Annotated in this window: 20 protein-coding genes; all 20 read left to right on the forward strand. The window is 42.7% G+C overall.

The window, feature by feature from the left end; all coding sequences use genetic code 11:
- Nucleotides 1–9: 9 nt before the first annotated feature.
- The 20 genes from fliG (at nucleotide 10) to flhB (ending at nucleotide 15,338) form a co-directional block, all read left to right on the forward strand.
- Entirely contained in the window at nucleotides 10–1,023 is a 1,014-nt protein-coding gene (gene fliG / locus BTO28_RS00690; protein WP_076762992.1) for a flagellar motor switch protein FliG, read from the forward strand.
- A complete protein-coding gene (gene fliH / locus BTO28_RS00695) occupies nucleotides 1,016–1,774 on the forward strand; it encodes a flagellar assembly protein FliH (protein WP_076762994.1) in 759 nt (252 codons plus the stop codon). The genes fliG and fliH overlap by 8 nt, the downstream gene beginning before the upstream one ends.
- A gap of 3 nt (nucleotides 1,775–1,777) precedes the next feature.
- Nucleotides 1,778–3,091 (forward strand): flagellar protein export ATPase FliI, encoded by a 1,314-nt coding sequence (gene fliI / locus BTO28_RS00700; protein WP_076762996.1) that lies wholly within the window; start codon nucleotides 1,778–1,780, stop codon nucleotides 3,089–3,091.
- A gap of 5 nt (nucleotides 3,092–3,096) precedes the next feature.
- Nucleotides 3,097–3,543, forward strand: a complete 447-nt coding sequence (gene fliJ / locus BTO28_RS00705; protein ID WP_076762998.1) for a flagellar export protein FliJ — start codon at nucleotides 3,097–3,099, stop codon at nucleotides 3,541–3,543.
- A gap of 5 nt (nucleotides 3,544–3,548) precedes the next feature.
- The gene (locus BTO28_RS00710; protein ID WP_076763000.1) at nucleotides 3,549–4,181 is read left to right on the forward strand and encodes a MotE family protein; all 633 of its coding nucleotides are present in this window, start codon (nucleotides 3,549–3,551) and stop codon (nucleotides 4,179–4,181) included.
- A gap of 54 nt (nucleotides 4,182–4,235) precedes the next feature.
- Nucleotides 4,236–5,648: a flagellar hook-length control protein FliK gene (locus BTO28_RS00715; RefSeq protein WP_076763002.1), complete on the forward strand. Its 1,413-nt coding sequence runs from the start codon at nucleotides 4,236–4,238 to the stop codon at nucleotides 5,646–5,648.
- A 3-nt stretch (nucleotides 5,649–5,651) separates the two neighbouring features.
- Entirely contained in the window at nucleotides 5,652–6,326 is a 675-nt protein-coding gene (gene flgD / locus BTO28_RS00720) for a flagellar hook assembly protein FlgD (protein ID WP_076763004.1), read from the forward strand.
- Nucleotides 6,327–6,345: 19 nt separating this feature from the next.
- On the forward strand, nucleotides 6,346–6,738 hold the full coding sequence (locus BTO28_RS00725; RefSeq protein WP_076763006.1) for a TIGR02530 family flagellar biosynthesis protein: 393 nt from the start codon (nucleotides 6,346–6,348) through the stop codon (nucleotides 6,736–6,738).
- Nucleotides 6,739–6,818: 80 nt separating this feature from the next.
- On the forward strand, nucleotides 6,819–7,664 hold the full coding sequence (gene flgG / locus BTO28_RS00730; RefSeq protein ID WP_076763008.1) for a flagellar basal body rod protein FlgG: 846 nt from the start codon (nucleotides 6,819–6,821) through the stop codon (nucleotides 7,662–7,664).
- A 29-nt stretch (nucleotides 7,665–7,693) separates the two neighbouring features.
- Complete coding sequence (flgG, locus tag BTO28_RS00735; protein WP_076763010.1) at nucleotides 7,694–8,533, forward strand: flagellar basal body rod protein FlgG; 840 nt, start codon at nucleotides 7,694–7,696, stop codon at nucleotides 8,531–8,533.
- A 60-nt stretch (nucleotides 8,534–8,593) separates the two neighbouring features.
- A complete protein-coding gene (locus BTO28_RS00740; RefSeq protein WP_076763012.1) occupies nucleotides 8,594–8,815 on the forward strand; it encodes a flagellar FlbD family protein in 222 nt (73 codons plus the stop codon).
- The gene (gene fliL, locus BTO28_RS00745) at nucleotides 8,805–9,254 is read left to right on the forward strand and encodes a flagellar basal body-associated protein FliL (RefSeq protein WP_076763014.1); all 450 of its coding nucleotides are present in this window, start codon (nucleotides 8,805–8,807) and stop codon (nucleotides 9,252–9,254) included. Before BTO28_RS00740 ends, fliL begins: the two co-directional genes overlap by 11 nt.
- 30 nt (nucleotides 9,255–9,284) lie before the next feature.
- Nucleotides 9,285–10,286 carry a flagellar motor switch protein FliM gene (gene fliM, locus BTO28_RS00750; RefSeq protein WP_076763016.1) on the forward strand — a complete coding sequence of 334 codons (1,002 nt, stop codon included), beginning with the start codon at nucleotides 9,285–9,287 and terminating at the stop codon, nucleotides 10,284–10,286.
- Nucleotides 10,276–11,457: a flagellar motor switch phosphatase FliY gene (fliY, locus tag BTO28_RS00755; protein WP_076763017.1), complete on the forward strand. Its 1,182-nt coding sequence runs from the start codon at nucleotides 10,276–10,278 to the stop codon at nucleotides 11,455–11,457. Before fliM ends, fliY begins: the two co-directional genes overlap by 11 nt.
- A gap of 23 nt (nucleotides 11,458–11,480) precedes the next feature.
- Nucleotides 11,481–11,846 carry a response regulator gene (locus BTO28_RS00760; RefSeq protein WP_076763019.1) on the forward strand — a complete coding sequence of 122 codons (366 nt, stop codon included), beginning with the start codon at nucleotides 11,481–11,483 and terminating at the stop codon, nucleotides 11,844–11,846.
- Nucleotides 11,847–11,859: 13 nt separating this feature from the next.
- A complete protein-coding gene (locus BTO28_RS00765) occupies nucleotides 11,860–12,531 on the forward strand; it encodes a flagellar biosynthetic protein FliO (protein WP_076763021.1) in 672 nt (223 codons plus the stop codon).
- Nucleotides 12,524–13,189 (forward strand): flagellar type III secretion system pore protein FliP, encoded by a 666-nt coding sequence (gene fliP / locus BTO28_RS00770; RefSeq protein ID WP_076763023.1) that lies wholly within the window; start codon nucleotides 12,524–12,526, stop codon nucleotides 13,187–13,189. Before BTO28_RS00765 ends, fliP begins: the two co-directional genes overlap by 8 nt.
- A gap of 12 nt (nucleotides 13,190–13,201) precedes the next feature.
- The gene (gene fliQ, locus BTO28_RS00775; protein WP_076763025.1) at nucleotides 13,202–13,471 is read left to right on the forward strand and encodes a flagellar biosynthesis protein FliQ; all 270 of its coding nucleotides are present in this window, start codon (nucleotides 13,202–13,204) and stop codon (nucleotides 13,469–13,471) included.
- Between the two features lie 6 nt (nucleotides 13,472–13,477).
- Nucleotides 13,478–14,254 carry a flagellar biosynthetic protein FliR gene (gene fliR / locus BTO28_RS00780; RefSeq protein ID WP_076763027.1) on the forward strand — a complete coding sequence of 259 codons (777 nt, stop codon included), beginning with the start codon at nucleotides 13,478–13,480 and terminating at the stop codon, nucleotides 14,252–14,254.
- Nucleotides 14,255–14,258: 4 nt separating this feature from the next.
- The gene (flhB, locus tag BTO28_RS00785) at nucleotides 14,259–15,338 is read left to right on the forward strand and encodes a flagellar biosynthesis protein FlhB (protein WP_076763029.1); all 1,080 of its coding nucleotides are present in this window, start codon (nucleotides 14,259–14,261) and stop codon (nucleotides 15,336–15,338) included.
- The last annotated feature ends 5 nt before the right edge of the window (nucleotides 15,339–15,343 follow it).

Raw genomic sequence — 15,343 nt, forward strand, 5'->3', positions numbered from 1 at the left:
GGATTGACAATGGCTGCAAGAGAGAAAAAACTAACCGGGAAACAAAAAGCCGCCATCCTGCTTATTTCCCTCGGGCCGGACTATTCGGCTTCCGTTTATAAACATTTATCTGAAGAAGAAATTGAACGGCTGACACTTGAAATTTCCGGAGTGAAGAAAGTAGAAACAGAAGTAAAAGAAGAGATATTCGAAGAGTTTCATAACATTGCAATGGCGCAGGATTATATTTCACAGGGCGGGATCGGGTATGCAAAAACCGTCCTTGAAAAAGCGCTAGGCTCGGATCAAGCTCAAAACATTATTAACCGGCTCACGTCTTCACTGCAGGTTAGACCGTTTGATTTTGCAAGACGGGCAGATGCCGGACAAATTTTAAACTTTATTCAAAATGAGCATCCGCAGACAATTTCGCTTGTACTGTCGTATTTAGATCCACAGCAGGCCGGACAGATTTTATCCGAACTGCCACAGGAAGTACAAGCGGATATTGCGAAACGAATTGCGATTATGGATAGCACATCGCCGGAAATTATTAATGAAGTCGAAGCGATTTTAGAACGGAAACTGAGTTCTACGGTTACGCAGGATTATACGCAGACTGGCGGCGTTGAGGCAGTTGTTGAAGTGTTAAATGGTGTTGACCGGGCAACTGAAAAAACGATTCTCGATGCGCTTGAAATTCAAGATCCAGAACTTGCTGAAGAAATTAAAAAGCGGATGTTTGTATTCGAAGATATTGTTACGCTTGATAACCGCTCGATTCAGCGTGTTATCCGTGACTGTGAAAATGAAGATTTGCTTCTATCTCTGAAAGTGTCGAGCGACGAAGTAAAGGATGTCGTCTTCCGGAATATGTCACAGCGCATGGTTGAGACATTTAAGGAAGAGATGGAATATATGGGCCCTGTTCGTCTTCGTGACGTAGAGGAAGCTCAGTCACGGATCGTAGCGACAATTCGCCGACTTGAAGAAACAGGCGAGATCATCATCGCCCGCGGTGGAGGAGATGATATTATTGTCTAATGTCATTCGTACAGACAATATAAATTCTGAGGAAAAAACAAAGCGCATTATCGGGATTAAACCTATTTTTACCGATCAGGAAGAAGAGGAGAATACCATTCCTGATTTTGAGCAGGAGCGGTCTGCTGTAATATATGAAGCAAACAGTGAAGCCCGCTCCATAATAGAACGGGCTGAAGAAGAGAAGCAGCGAATCATGAATGAAGCGGCAGCCTGGCAGTCGGACTGGGAAAAGGAAAAAGAACGAATCCAACTGGAAGCATATCAAAACGCATTTGAACAGGGTGCTGTCGAAGGACGGGAAACAGGCTATCGTGAAACGAGTTCACACATCGAAGAAGCAAGGGCTGTCGTTGATGCTTCTAAAGTTGAATACGAGAAAAACGTCGAGCGATCAGAACAGACGATTCTAGATTTGGCGCTCGTTTGTGCAGAAAAAATTCTTCGAGTACAACTTACAGACAATAATGAGATGTTTATGGGCATTGTCAAATCGGCAATTAAAGAAGTAAGGGAACAAAAAGAGGTACAGATACACGTGCATCCGGCGAGATATTCATTTGTTGTATCACAAAAAGATGAAATTGAAGCATTGTTCCCAGGGGATATTAACTGCTATATTTTTCCGAATGAAGAAGCGGATGAAGAAGCTTGTTTTGTGGAAACGGCAAGCGGCCGCATCGATGCAAGTATTGATGCACAGCTGCAGCAGCTTCGAAAAACTTTGTTTGACATACTGGAGAGAGAATAATCGATGAAAGCACGCGATTTGCGTTCCATTATTCCAACGCTTGACTCATTTAAACGATATGGCCGTGTTAAACGTGTCGTCGGCCTCATGATTGAATCACAGGGACCAGAAAGCTCGGTTGGCGATATTTGTTTAATTCGTTCGAAAGACGGCAAACGAACGATTATGGCGGAAGTAACCGGATTTAAAGATGAAATGATAATACTAATGCCGTACACAAATATGAATGAAATTTCACCAGGAAGCCTTGTTGAAACGCTTGGTCATCCACTTCAAGTAAAGGCGGGGCCTGCATTAATTGGAAAAATTATTGATCCACTTGGTGAACCTTTTGATGATACGGTCCTGCCCCGTACACTGACTTCTATTGAAACAGATGCGGATCCGCCGAACCCGCTCACAAGGCCGCCGATTCAGGAGAAGCTCGAAGTGGGTGTTCGGGCGATTGACGGCATGCTTACAGTTGGAAAAGGGCAGCGCGTTGGTATTTTTGCCGGAAGCGGCGTCGGAAAAAGTACATTGCTTGGCATGATTGCACGGAATACAAACGCTGATCTGAATGTGATCGCGCTGATTGGAGAACGAGGACGTGAAGTACGTGAATTTATTGAGCGTGATCTCGGTCCAGAAGGAATGGAAAAATCAATAGTTGTTGCAGCAACGTCCGACCAGCCTGCATTAATGAGGATTAAAGGCGCCTTTACCGCAACAGCCATCGCTGAATATTTTCGTGATAAAGGGTTGAATGTCATGCTTATGATGGACTCGGTAACAAGGGTGGCCATGGCTCAGCGTGAAATCGGACTTGCTGTAGGTGAGCCGCCAGCGACGAAGGGATATACGCCTTCTGTTTTTGCAATTATGCCGAAACTGTTAGAGCGGACTGGAACCAATACAAATGGCACGATTACTGCTTTTTACACTGTGCTCGTGGACGGTGACGATATGAATGAGCCAATTGCAGATGCGGTGCGTGGTATTTTAGATGGACATATTGTGATGGACCGTGAGCTAGCCAATAAAGGCCAATATCCGGCCATTAATGTGTTGAAAAGTGTCAGCCGGCTTATGCCTCACATTGTTAACAGCAGCCATTATGAAGCAGCAGTGACGGTAAGAGATTCGTTGAACACTTATTTAAACTCTGAAGACTTGATTAACATCGGTGCCTATAAAAAGGGCTCGTCTGCTGAAATAGACCGGGCAATACAAAACTATCAGCCAATTCTTTCTTTCTTAAAGCAGCGGACGAATGAAAAATCGACATTAGACGAGACGGCTCAAAAACTAATTCAACTCGCGAATAAAGGAGATTGATATTAATGGGCTACCAGTACAAATTCGAAAAAATATTGCAGTTGCGTGAACGTGAAAAAGAAGAATCGGAAAACGTTTATCGGGAAGCAGTCGATCAATTTGAATCAGAAGCACAAAAGCTTTACGACCTATTAAAGAAAAAAGAACAGTTAATTGAAGTACAAGAAGAAAAAATGAAAACGGGATTTTCAGTGCTCGATATTCAACATTACCAGCAGTTTATAGGCAATCTAGAAAAGCTGATTGACCGCCAGCAACAAGTGGTCATAACAGCGCGCGGACGAATGCAATGGTGTGAGCAGCAATTGAAAGAAAAGAATATCGAAGTGAAAAAATACGGGAAAATTCGCGCAAAAGAGTTAGCACTTTATCATAAATGGATGGGAATGGAAGAAGCGAAACAAATGGATGAGCTGTCGTCCATTCAATTTATGAACCGAAAGATCAGGTGAATGGTATGGCAAAAAAGAAAAAGAAGGCAGCTGCTGTTGAAATTGAAGAAAAAAAGGGACACAGCACGTTTCAATGGATCGTTTTCGTCTTTTTTATTCCTCTTTTATTTGCGTTGACGGTTGCGCTGATTGTTATGACAATTGCAGGAGTTAACGTATTTGAAAAAACGAAAGAAGTCGCTGCTAATGTTCCGTACGTGTCGGAATGGGTCGGTGCGGAGAAAGAAAAGGATGGAAAATCAGACAGTGAAAAAGTTTCCGAGCTGCAGGCGGATATTAAGAATAAAGAAGCTAAAATTAATAGTTTGGAAGATAAGTTGTCATCGTCTGACAAAGAGATTGAAGAACTGCTGACTGAACAGGACCGGCTGAATGCAGAGTTAAAACAGCTGCAGCAACAGCAAACAGCAGAGACTGCAAAAGGTGAGGGGGCGGTGGAAGAGACTGGAACAAACGATGTAATCAAGACATATGAAACAATGAATGCGAAAAACATATCAAGTATTATTGTGAATATGACTGATGCAGAAGCCGTCGGAATTTTAGAACAATTAAGTATTGAAAAACAGGCAGACGTACTAGCGAAATTACCAGCTGAAACTGCCGCTGAATATACAAAATTATTATCAAATGAATAAGGAAAAAAGTCGAATTTTATGAGATAATAGAGAATGAAAAGGGGGTGTAAAAAGATGCAGGCAACTTTTAGTAAAATTGTTACATCAGGAGCAGGTCCAGCTGGAGTTTCAAGTCAAAATGCGGGTCAAATGACATCTGGCACAGGGTTTAAACAAATGCTTGGCAGTGTACAGCAATCGATCGATGCACCTACAGCACCTGTAGCGCTCCCAGCAGTGTCAGAAGATTTCCTACTGACACTCAGTGAACTGTCGAACCCTGTCGAATCGATCTCGGATATACCAGGAATCAACCCCGAACTTGCAGAGCTAGCAGAACAGTTCATGCAGGACGGTGAGATGCCGACAATGCAGGAATTGTCACTAGTTCTTGGCATTGATGCAGAAACGTTATTGTCGTCCATGAAGCAATTGGCATCTTTACTTACAGATGAACAAATCATTGGGCAATTGCCATCTGAACTAAAGAAAGCACTAGAATCCTTAAAAAGTGATGAGGAAGAAGGAATTCCTGGAACAATGCCGGTAATGGAGCTTGCCGCAGTCGTACAGCTAATTGCAGCTAACGCGCAGCAAATCGTAAAAGAAAGAGATAAACAGGCCGCAATTGCCGTTATGAAAGCCGCTCAAGTATTGCAGCAATTGAAGAATACGGTATCAGTGACACAGGTGCCAACGTCAACGCCGGCTGCAGAGCAAACTTCGCAGGAATCGAAATTTTTGCAATCAGCCTTACAACAGGCAGCTGTTTCTTTGAAAAAAGAAGCAGGTCCAAGTCCGGCTATCAACACTCGTCAAACGGCACTTCAAACTGCATTTACACGCTATGATGGCGTGGGTCAGCCAACTGTTCAGCCGAAAGTAGCTGATACACCGCTCGTAAAGCAGAGTGCTCCGCATGCTTCTGATCATTTAGGAGCAGTGAAAACTGAATTGTCTATAGCTCGTTCAACAATTGGACAAGATGCACTGAATCCTGTTGTTCATCAAATGACAAAAACAGAGCAATTTGTGATGAGCGTCAAAACGGATCCACGTCCAATGAATATGGGACAGTTTATTGAAAAGTTCACACAGGTGCTGGGAAATTCAAATTTGATGAAAACCCCGAATGGTACAAAGCTGTTAATAAAGCTTTATCCTGAACAGCTTGGATCGCTAAGAATTGAACTTTTACAGCAAAACGGTATCATGACAGCGAAAATCTTATCTTCCACGCAGGCGGTAAAAGAGCTGCTCGAACAAAATGCGCATCAACTCAAAAATGCATTCAGCCAGCAGAACGTCGCTGTGGATAAAATAGAAGTCACCAATCCGGAAACGAGACAGCAAATGTTCGAACGGAACAGTCAGGACCGAAACAATGGCCAAAGACAACAGTCTGAACAGCAGCAGCCGGAACAAACAACAGATGAAGAAAACGGGTCATTTGCAGATTTTTTGACCGAAATAGAAACCGAGGTGTAACCCATGTCGAAAATTGATCCATCGTTATATTTAGCGAATAACCCAGCGAAGACAAAACAAACGGGAAACAGCGCTCTTGGCAAAGACGAATTTCTAAAAATCCTAATGGCTCAGCTTCAAAATCAGGACCCGCTCAGCCCGATGGAAGATAAAGATTTCATCGCACAAATGGCACAATTTACATCACTTGAACAAATGGTGAACATGACTTCCATGATAGAAGAAATGGTTCAGGCACAGCAAGCCTCTCAGATGATTAATTATCAATCATTTGTCGGGAAAGATGTGGTTTGGCATAAGATGACAGAAGAAACCGATGCAGAAGGTAAACCGGTTGTTGAAACAGGTACGGGGACAGTGAAATCAATTAAGTTCGAAGATGGAGGAGTTCAATTCACCCTCTCAGACGGGACTGTTCTAGAACCTGGAAATATTTCAGAACTTATTAGCAGTGGAAGCGGAACAAGCGGCACAGGTACATCAGGAGGCAGCAGCGTGATCAGTTCCAATCAGCTTGTTGAAGCAAGCTATTTAATTGGGCGTACGGTAACTTGGGGCGCAGATGGAAGTGAGAAAAGTGCAACAGTGAAATCTGTTTCGCTAAAAGATGGACAAGTATGGCTGCAGATGGCAAACGATGAAAAAATCGCGGCATCAAGCTTAACGAAAATCGAATAATAAGGCGGGTGAAGAAAGAATGAAACCCGTAAATCCAATTATCACAGGAACATATCAACCGCTTGCGCCGGTTAAAAAGCGCATCGAGCAAAAAACCGCGGCAGCCGTTTCATTCGGTGACACTTTCAGTAAAGCAATTTCACAGAGCTGCATGCCAAATATTTCAAAACATGCAGAGCAGCGTTTGAAAGAACGGGGCATTGTCATCCACACAGATGAATGGGCGTCTATAGGTCAAAAACTGGCTGAAGCAAGTTCAAAAGGCGTGACGGATTCACTTGTTTTACTAAAAGATGCGGCGCTCATCGCCAGCGCAAAAAATAATACAGTCATTACGGCAATGAACCGTGATGAAGCATCATCGCACATTTTTACAAATATAAACGGCACAATCGTCATGGATAATCTATAATAACCGGCTGGACCGAAAAGGAAGCCGGCCGTCTGCCGACCGACTGACGCAGACGCAAATCGAAAGGGGAAAAATAATAAATGTTACGTTCAATGTACTCCGGAATCAGCGGATTGAAAAACTTCCAGACAAAACTTGATGTGGTGGGAAATAACATCTCTAACGTAAACACATACGGTTACAAAAAAGGTCGTACAACTTTTAAAGACATGGTATCTCAGCAAATCTCAGGTGCAACTGGTGCAAGTGCAGCAGCTGGTATAGGTGGTACAAATCCAAGACAAGTTGGACTTGGTGCCCAGCTCGCTGCAATTGACACTGTTCATACACAAGGTAGTTTACAAACTACAGCACGGACTCTAGATTTAGCTCTTTCGGGAGATGGATTTTTTGTTTTAAGAAATGGAAATAATGATGTTTACTCAAGAGCTGGTAATTTTTATCTTGATGAGGCTGGTAACTTGGTGAATTCAGATGGTTTATACGTTCGTGGTTACGGAGTTGCATCTCAACCAACAGCAACAGCTGATGCAACATTTAATACAACTCAAGGTAATATTAATGTTCCTTCTACTGCTAAAAGTTTGAGTATAGGTTCAGATGGAAAAGTCACATATGTAGATCAAAATGGAAACTTACGAGCTGCTGGTCAAATAATTGTTGCTAAATTTGCGAATCCTGATGGTACAGAAAAAGTAGGAAGCAACACATTCGAAGAAACTACCAATTCGGGAGTCCCTACAGTTGGAGTGCCTGGTGCTGCTGGTGCGGGGACAATTGTTTCTGGTACTCTTGAGATGTCGAATGTTGACCTTTCAGAAGAGTTTACCGAAATGATCGTTGCACAGCGTGGGTTCCAGGCGAATACGCGTATCATTACGACTTCTGATGAAATTTTACAAGAATTGATGAGTATGAAACGTTAATAACTGATTGGTAGAGAGAAGGTTTTATCATGCTGCGGGCAATGTATTCCGGATATAGCGGGTTGAAAAACTCACAAACAAAGTTGGATGTTACAGGCAACAATATTGCCAATGTGAATACGCACGGCTTTAAGAAAGGCCGTGCAACATTTAAAGATATGTTAAGCCAGCAAATAGAGGGTGCTGCTGCACCGGCTGCGACGCGCGGCGGTACGAATCCGCTCCAAGTCGGGCTGGGCGTTCAAATAGGTGCGATTGATACTATTCATACGCAAGGCAGCTTGCAGACAACAGGGCGCTCGCTTGATCTTGCGATTTCCGGTGAAGGGTTTTTCATGATAGGACGCGGAAATGGGACAACAATCACCGATCAAAAGTATACGCGTTCTGGAAGTTTCTCTCTTGATGCGAACGGAAATGTTGTTAACAGCGATGGTGATTATTTAATTAAAGCTATACCTGACCCGGCTAATCCGTTGTTTTCTGTCTTATACATTCCTATTACAGTCCCTGCGACAGCGAGTGATTTCAACATTGAAAAAGATGGCACAATCACGTATAAGGATGAAAATGGAGAGACGGTTGAGCAAGGCGGATTGCCATTGGCGAAGTTTGCTAATCCTGAAGGACTTGAAAAGAGCGGTTCGAATAAATATGTTGCGACAGTCAATTCAGGTGAGCCAGTGTATACATGGCCCGGGGAAGATGGTGCAGGAACTGTTGTAACAGGGACGCTTGAAATGTCCAACATTGATTTATCAGAAGAATTTACCGAAATGATCGTTGCACAGCGCGGTTTTCAAGCAAATTCTCGTGTTATCACAACAGCGGATGAAATTGTTCAGGAAATTGCCAGCTTAAAGCGGTAAGCGCAGCATTTTAACAGCGGGGAGGGGACAGGGCTGAGGTTCGCTTCAGCCCTGACATATATGATTACTGTGACGAGACTTAACGGCAAGCCGTTTTCACTTAATGCGATATACATAGAAACGGTCGAAAGTTTTCCCGATACAACCATTACGCTTACGAATGGCAAGAAATACGTGGTTCGTGAAGCGCATGAAAAAGTGACCGCCGACATTGAATCATTTTATACACGCATTTCACTTCTCGGGAAAGTGAAAGTGGAGGAGGACGACGATGGAGAATGAACAAAAAGCACCAAAAAATAAATTGATGATGATCATGATTGTGCTCATGTCGGTCATCCTGCTGGCCGGGACCATTGCTGTTGTCGTTATTATAAAATCATCAGAAGGCGGTAAAGCTGAGGAAGGTCCGAGCATTGATGAAGTGCTCGAGTCATCTGTCGATATTCCCGAGATGACAACGAATCTGGCATCAGATGATTTCATCCGCATCTCATTTAAAATTCAAACTGATAGTGCAGAAGCAATGGAAGAAATGACAAAACGCGATTTCCAGGCGAAAAACATTATCATTCAAAAACTTTCGGAAATGACGGCAGATGATTTAAAAGGTGAAGCAGGCAAACAAAAATTGACTGAGACACTGAAAAGCGATTTAAACAGCATTATGCAAGACGGAGAAGTACAGGCCGTTTACATCACCTCGTACATTATTCAATAAGCTGGACGCGACAGACTGGGGGTGACTTATTTGTCCGGAGAGATCTTATCTCAAAATGAAATTGATGCGCTTCTTTCCGCGCTTTCAACAGGCGAAATGGATGCGGAAGAACTAAAAAAAGAAGAACAAGAAAAGAAAGTCAAAGTATATGACTTTAAACGGGCACTCCGGTTTTCGAAAGACCAGATTCGAAGTTTGACGCGAATGCATGATAACTTCGCCCGTATTTTAACGACGTTTTTCGCTGCACAGTTGAGAACGTACGTGCAAGTAACCGTTGTGTCAGCGGACCAAATTCCGTACGAAGAATTTATTCGCTCGATTCCAAACCGGACGATCTTAAACGTATTTGAAGTGCCGCCTCTCGAAGGCCGCATTTTAATGGAAGTAAATCCGAATGTAGCTTATGCGATGCTTGACCGCCTACTGGGAGGACGGGGCGAAAGTATTAACAAAGTTGAAAACTTGACCGAAATCGAAACGCAAATCATGTCAAGTATGTTTGACCATGCGTTTGAAAACTATCGTGAAGCATGGTCAAATATTGTTGAAATCGATCCGATTGCAACTGACTTTGAAGTTAACCCTCAATTTTTGCAAATGGTGTCTCCGAATGAAACAGTAGTCGTTATCTCTTTAAACACGACAATCGGTGAAACGAACGGTATGATCAATATTTGCATTCCGCATGTTGTCCTTGAACCAATTATTCCAAAGCTGTCCGTCCATTACTGGATGCAAAATCCTGATAAAAAAGAACGCAGTCCGGAAGACATTGAAAACTTGAACAAACGGATTAAAAAAGCGGAGTTGCCAGTTATAGCTGAACTTGGGCAGTCCGGTATTACCATTGAAGAATTTCTACTATTAGCAGAAGGCGATATTATTGAGTTAAACACACAAATTGATGACCCGCTTACAATTAAAGTCGGCAGTGTACCGAAATTCACTGCGCAGCCGGGGCGTGTAAATCGCAAGCTCGCTGTGCAAGTGCTGGATTACATGAAAGGAGGGGATAACGATGATGAGTGACGATATGCTATCCCAGGACGAAATTGATGCATTGTTAAAAGGAGGAAACGACGATGAGCCAGCTGGTTCATCGGATCCTGAAACAGCTTCAGTAGGTACAGTAGAAAATTATTTGGATGAATTGGAGCAGGATACACTTGGCGAAATTGGAAATATTTCATTCGGCAGCTCCGCAACGGCTTTATCAAGTTTATTAAACCAAAAAGTAGAAATTACAACTCCGACTGTTTCGGTAGTTGAAAAGAGTCGCCTCGAAGACGAATTCCCTCACCCATATGCAGCAATTGAAGTGGAATATACAGAAGGGTTTACCGGCGCCAATCTTCTTGTCATTCACCAGAATGATGCTGCAATTATTGCAGACTTAATGCTTGGTGGAAGCGGCGTTGATGTTGCAGCAGAGCTCGGTGAACTACAACTAAGTGCTGTTCAGGAAGCGATGAATCAAATGATGGGTTCGTCAGCAACATCGATGTCGTCCATATTTAATAAAAAAGTAGACATTTCACCACCTTCTATCTCGTTATTAAATTTGAATGAAGGCGAAGGAACGGATTCGATTCCAGAACAAGAATTATTAATTAAAATTTCCTTTCGTTTAACGGTTGGCGAACTTATTGATTCCAGTATTATGCAGCTCATTCCGCTTCAATTCGGTAAACAGCTTGTTATGGAACTGATGAATCCTGCACCTGAGGAACCTGCAGCACAGCCTGTTCAGCAGGCACCTGTTTCAAATGAAGCGCCGCCGACTCCTCAGGCGCCACCACAACCAGCGCCACAGATGCCATCGCGTGAATCAGAAACGCCTCGTCATCTTGGTGGTTCATCATTTGGCCAGCAGCAGCCGGTCAATGTGGAAACGGCTGTCTTTTCTTCATTTAATGCTCCACAGCTTGGTGAACAAGAAGCGCGCAATTTAAACATGCTTTTCGATATTCCGCTGCAGGTAACCGTTGAGCTGGGTCGTACAAACCGGAATGTGAAAGATATATTAGAGCTGACGTCCGGGTCGATTATTGAATTGGACAAGCTGGCTGGAGAACCGGTCGATGTCCTGGTGAACAACAGGTTAGTCGCAAAAGGTGAAGTCGTTGTAATTGAAGAGAATTTCGGTGTCCGGATTACAAATATCGCGAGTCCGGCCGACCGATTGAAAAATTTAAATTAATTTTTACTTGGGGGTAATAAAAAATGGCAAACCGTATTTTAATAGTTGATGATGCAGCATTTATGAGAATGATGATAAAAGATATTCTGACAAAAAATGGTTTTGAAGTAGTGGGTGAAGCGGAAAACGGTGCGCAAGCAGTTGAGAAATATGCTGAGTTAAAACCGGATCTTGTGACAATGGATATTACAATGCCTGAAAAAGATGGGATTGCCGCATTGAAAGAAATTAAAGCTTCTGATAGTGCAGCGAAGATTATTATGTGTTCGGCAATGGGGCAGCAGGCAATGGTTATTGACGCAATTCAGGCCGGTGCAAAAGATTTTATCGTAAAGCCTTTCCAGGCCGACCGTGTTATTGAAGCAATTTCAAAAGTGCTTTCATCGTAAGGTGTGATTTTACATGAACTTATTTTCAAAATGGATAATGCCTTTCTTTTTCGCAATGGCTCTGTTCTCTGGCAATCATTTGATTGCCGCGGCAGAGCCATTTAATTCGAATGTGAAAGATTGCATCGAAAACCGTGATCTCTGTTCAGAAGAAGAGCCGGCAGACGTCGGGGAGACGGATGCGAAAGCTGAAGCCGAAATGGAACAGGTAGGCATCGGATTTCTAGATGTCTTTCGTATGATTGCTGCGCTTGCATTCGTTGTTGCACTGCTATACTTTTTGCTGCGGTTTATAAATAAAAAAAGCCGCTCGTATCAAGAAAATCAAACGGTCCTTCATCTTGGCGGAACTGCTCTTGGCGGCAATCGTTCCGTTCAGGTGATCAAAGTGGGAGAACGTGTCCTTGTTCTTGGTGTCGGTGAAGATGTTTCATTGTTAAAAGAAATTGATGATAAGAAAGAAAGAGATAAACTTCTTACCCGCTATGAGGAACAGACGGACATGATGATGCAGCCTTCTGATATTTTCAATCGAATCAAAGCCTCCATGACAGAACGGAAAAAACAATCCGGTGGTCCATCAGATTTTAAGCAGGAATTCGAACGGAAAATAGCCGATTTAAAAAAGAGCCGTGAACAGGCGGTACAAGATTTAACCGACAGGGAGCAGAAAAAAAATGAATGAATTTATGGAGTTTTTTAATTCAAGCTCACCTGATAATGTTTCGACGTCCGTGAAACTGTTATTAATGCTGACAGTTCTGTCACTTGCACCAAGTATTTTAATTTTAATGACATGTTTTACGCGTATAATTATCGTTTTGTCATTTGTGAGAACGGCACTTGCGACGCAGCAAATGCCGCCTACACAGGTGCTTCTTGGATTGGCGCTTTTTTTAACCTTTTTTATTATGTCACCTGTTTTACAGGAAGTGAATGATGAAGCATTAACGCCTCTTTTTAATGATGAAATTAATCTTGAAGAAGCGTATACGCTTGCAAGTGGTCCATTTAAAGAATTTATGAGCGAACATACGCGGCAAAAAGATCTGCAATTGTTTCTGGATTATACGCAGGCGGAACAGCCGGAATCGATTGAGGATATTCCTCTCACAACGCTCGTGCCGGCTTTTGCCTTAAGTGAAATTAAAACCGCGTTTCAAATTGGTTTTATGATTTTTATACCATTTCTTGTAATTGATATGATTGTCGCGAGTGTACTCATGTCGATGGGGATGATGATGCTTCCGCCTGTTATGATTTCACTGCCATTTAAAATTTTGCTATTTGTACTGATCGACGGCTGGTATCTGGTGATAGAGTCGCTGCTCCAAAGCTTTTAGGAAGGTGAAGAAATGAATACTGAAATGGTTATTTCCATTGCTGAAAAAGGAGTTTATACGACGATTATTGTTTGTGCGCCACTCCTTTTGCTAGCGCTCGGAATCGGTCTTGCGGTCAGTATTTTTCAGGCGACAACGCAAATTCAAGAGCAGACGCTTGCTTTCGTTCCGAAAATTGTGGCGGTTCTTGTTGGATTAATTTTCTTCGGTCCGTGGATGATGACAACAATGATAACGTACATGATGGAGATTTTTACAAATTTAACGAGATTTGTAGGGTAGCAGTGTATGGTTGAATTGCTCCCTGACCTTTCCGTTTTTCTCCTTATTCTCGTTCGTGTATCGGCCTTTTTCGTGACGATTCCGCTATTCTCTTACCGAACAATTCCGGCACAGCATCGGATTGCTTTTGCACTTGTACTATCTTGGACAATGTATTACTCCATTGACGCTGGTCCATTTGAAATAAATGGTGAATACATCTTGCTTATTTTAAAAGAAGCGATGACCGGGCTTTTAATTGGATTGGCAGCCTATATCGTCTTATCTGCCATTCAAATTGCAGGTGGATTTATCGACTTTCAGATGGGATTTGCTATTGCGAATGTTGTCGATCCACAGACTGGTGCACAAAGTCCGCTTACAGGGCAGTTTTTATACATGTTTTCGTTATTAATGCTCCTTGCTTTAAACGGTCACCACCTAATCCTAGACGGTATTTTTTACAGTTATGAATTCATTCCAATGAACCAATTGTTTTTGCCGTTTGGAAACGGGGAAGCGGCTTATTATATGGCAAGAACGTTTGGTGCTGTCTTTTTGATCGCTTTTCAAATGTCCATGCCTATAGTCGCCGTATTGTTTTTGACAGATGTCATGCTGGGGGTAGTTGCCAGGACGGTTCCACAGCTTAATATTTTTGTTGTTGGGCTGCCTCTTAAAATTGGTGTTGGATTTGTTGTTTTATTTATTGTCATCGGCGTCATTTTTACATTAGTTCGAGATTTGTTTGGAATGATGCTGAATGTCATGAGGGATTTAATGACTATTTTTGGAGGCGGATAGCACCATGCTGCTGAAACTGGATCTGCAATTTTTTGCGGGAGAAAAGACGGAAAAAGCAACACCGAAAAAGAAGCAGGACTCCCGTAAAAAAGGGCAGGTCGCGAAAAGCCAGGATTTAAACACAGCAGTCAGCCTGCTTGTACTATTCGGTTTTTTAACTGCATTTGCTGCGTCAATGGGACAGGATATCTTTCACATGTTCCAGCATTCAATTGAATATTACATGCTGATGCCTGTGACAGAAGCAAATTTAAAAACAATTGTGTTTGAAATCATGGAACAGTGCGCCATCATTCTCGGTCCATTTATGGGGGCAGCCATGCTTGCCGGGGTGATCGCAAACTACTTTCAGATCGGCTGGCTTGTCACAACGGAACCGCTAAACCCAAAGCTTGAAAAATTAGATCCGATTAAGGGATTTAAACGGATTTTTTCGATGAGGGCAATCGTGGAACTAATAAAATCAATTTTAAAAATTGGTCTCGTCGGGATTGCCGCTTTTTTAGTTATCTGGATTCATATTGAAGAAGTGCTGGAAATGGCACTGAAGCCGATTGAAGATACGCTTCCGCTTATTGGCACATTGACCGTGCAAATGGGGCTTGTCGCCGCTGCGGTGCTGCTTGTGCTTGGTGTACTAGATTATTTTTATCAAAAGTACGATTTTGAGAAAAGCCTGCGGATGTCAAAGCAGGATATAAAAGATGAGCATAAAAATTCGGAAGGGGATCCGCTCATTAAATCTCGAATCCGGCAGACGCAGCGTGAAATGGCCATGCGCCGCATGATGCAGGAAGTACCGGATGCAGACGTTGTCATAACGAATCCAACCCATTACGCGATTGCGTTAAAATATGATGAATCAAAGCTGGATGCACCATATGTGGTTGCCAAAGGAACGGATTATATTGCACAAAAAATCAAGTTGATTGCGAAAGAAAACGACGTCACCATGGTTGAAAATAGACCGCTTGCAAGAGCACTTCATGATCAAGCAGAAATTGGTGATGCAGTACCGGAAGAATTTTTCAAAGCGATCGCAGAAATTCTTGCGTACGTATACAAGATTAAAAATAAATTGTAATTTCT

It is taken from the genome of Domibacillus epiphyticus, assembly GCF_001975785.1.
Classification (GTDB): domain Bacteria; phylum Bacillota; class Bacilli; order Bacillales; family Domibacillaceae; genus Domibacillus; species Domibacillus epiphyticus.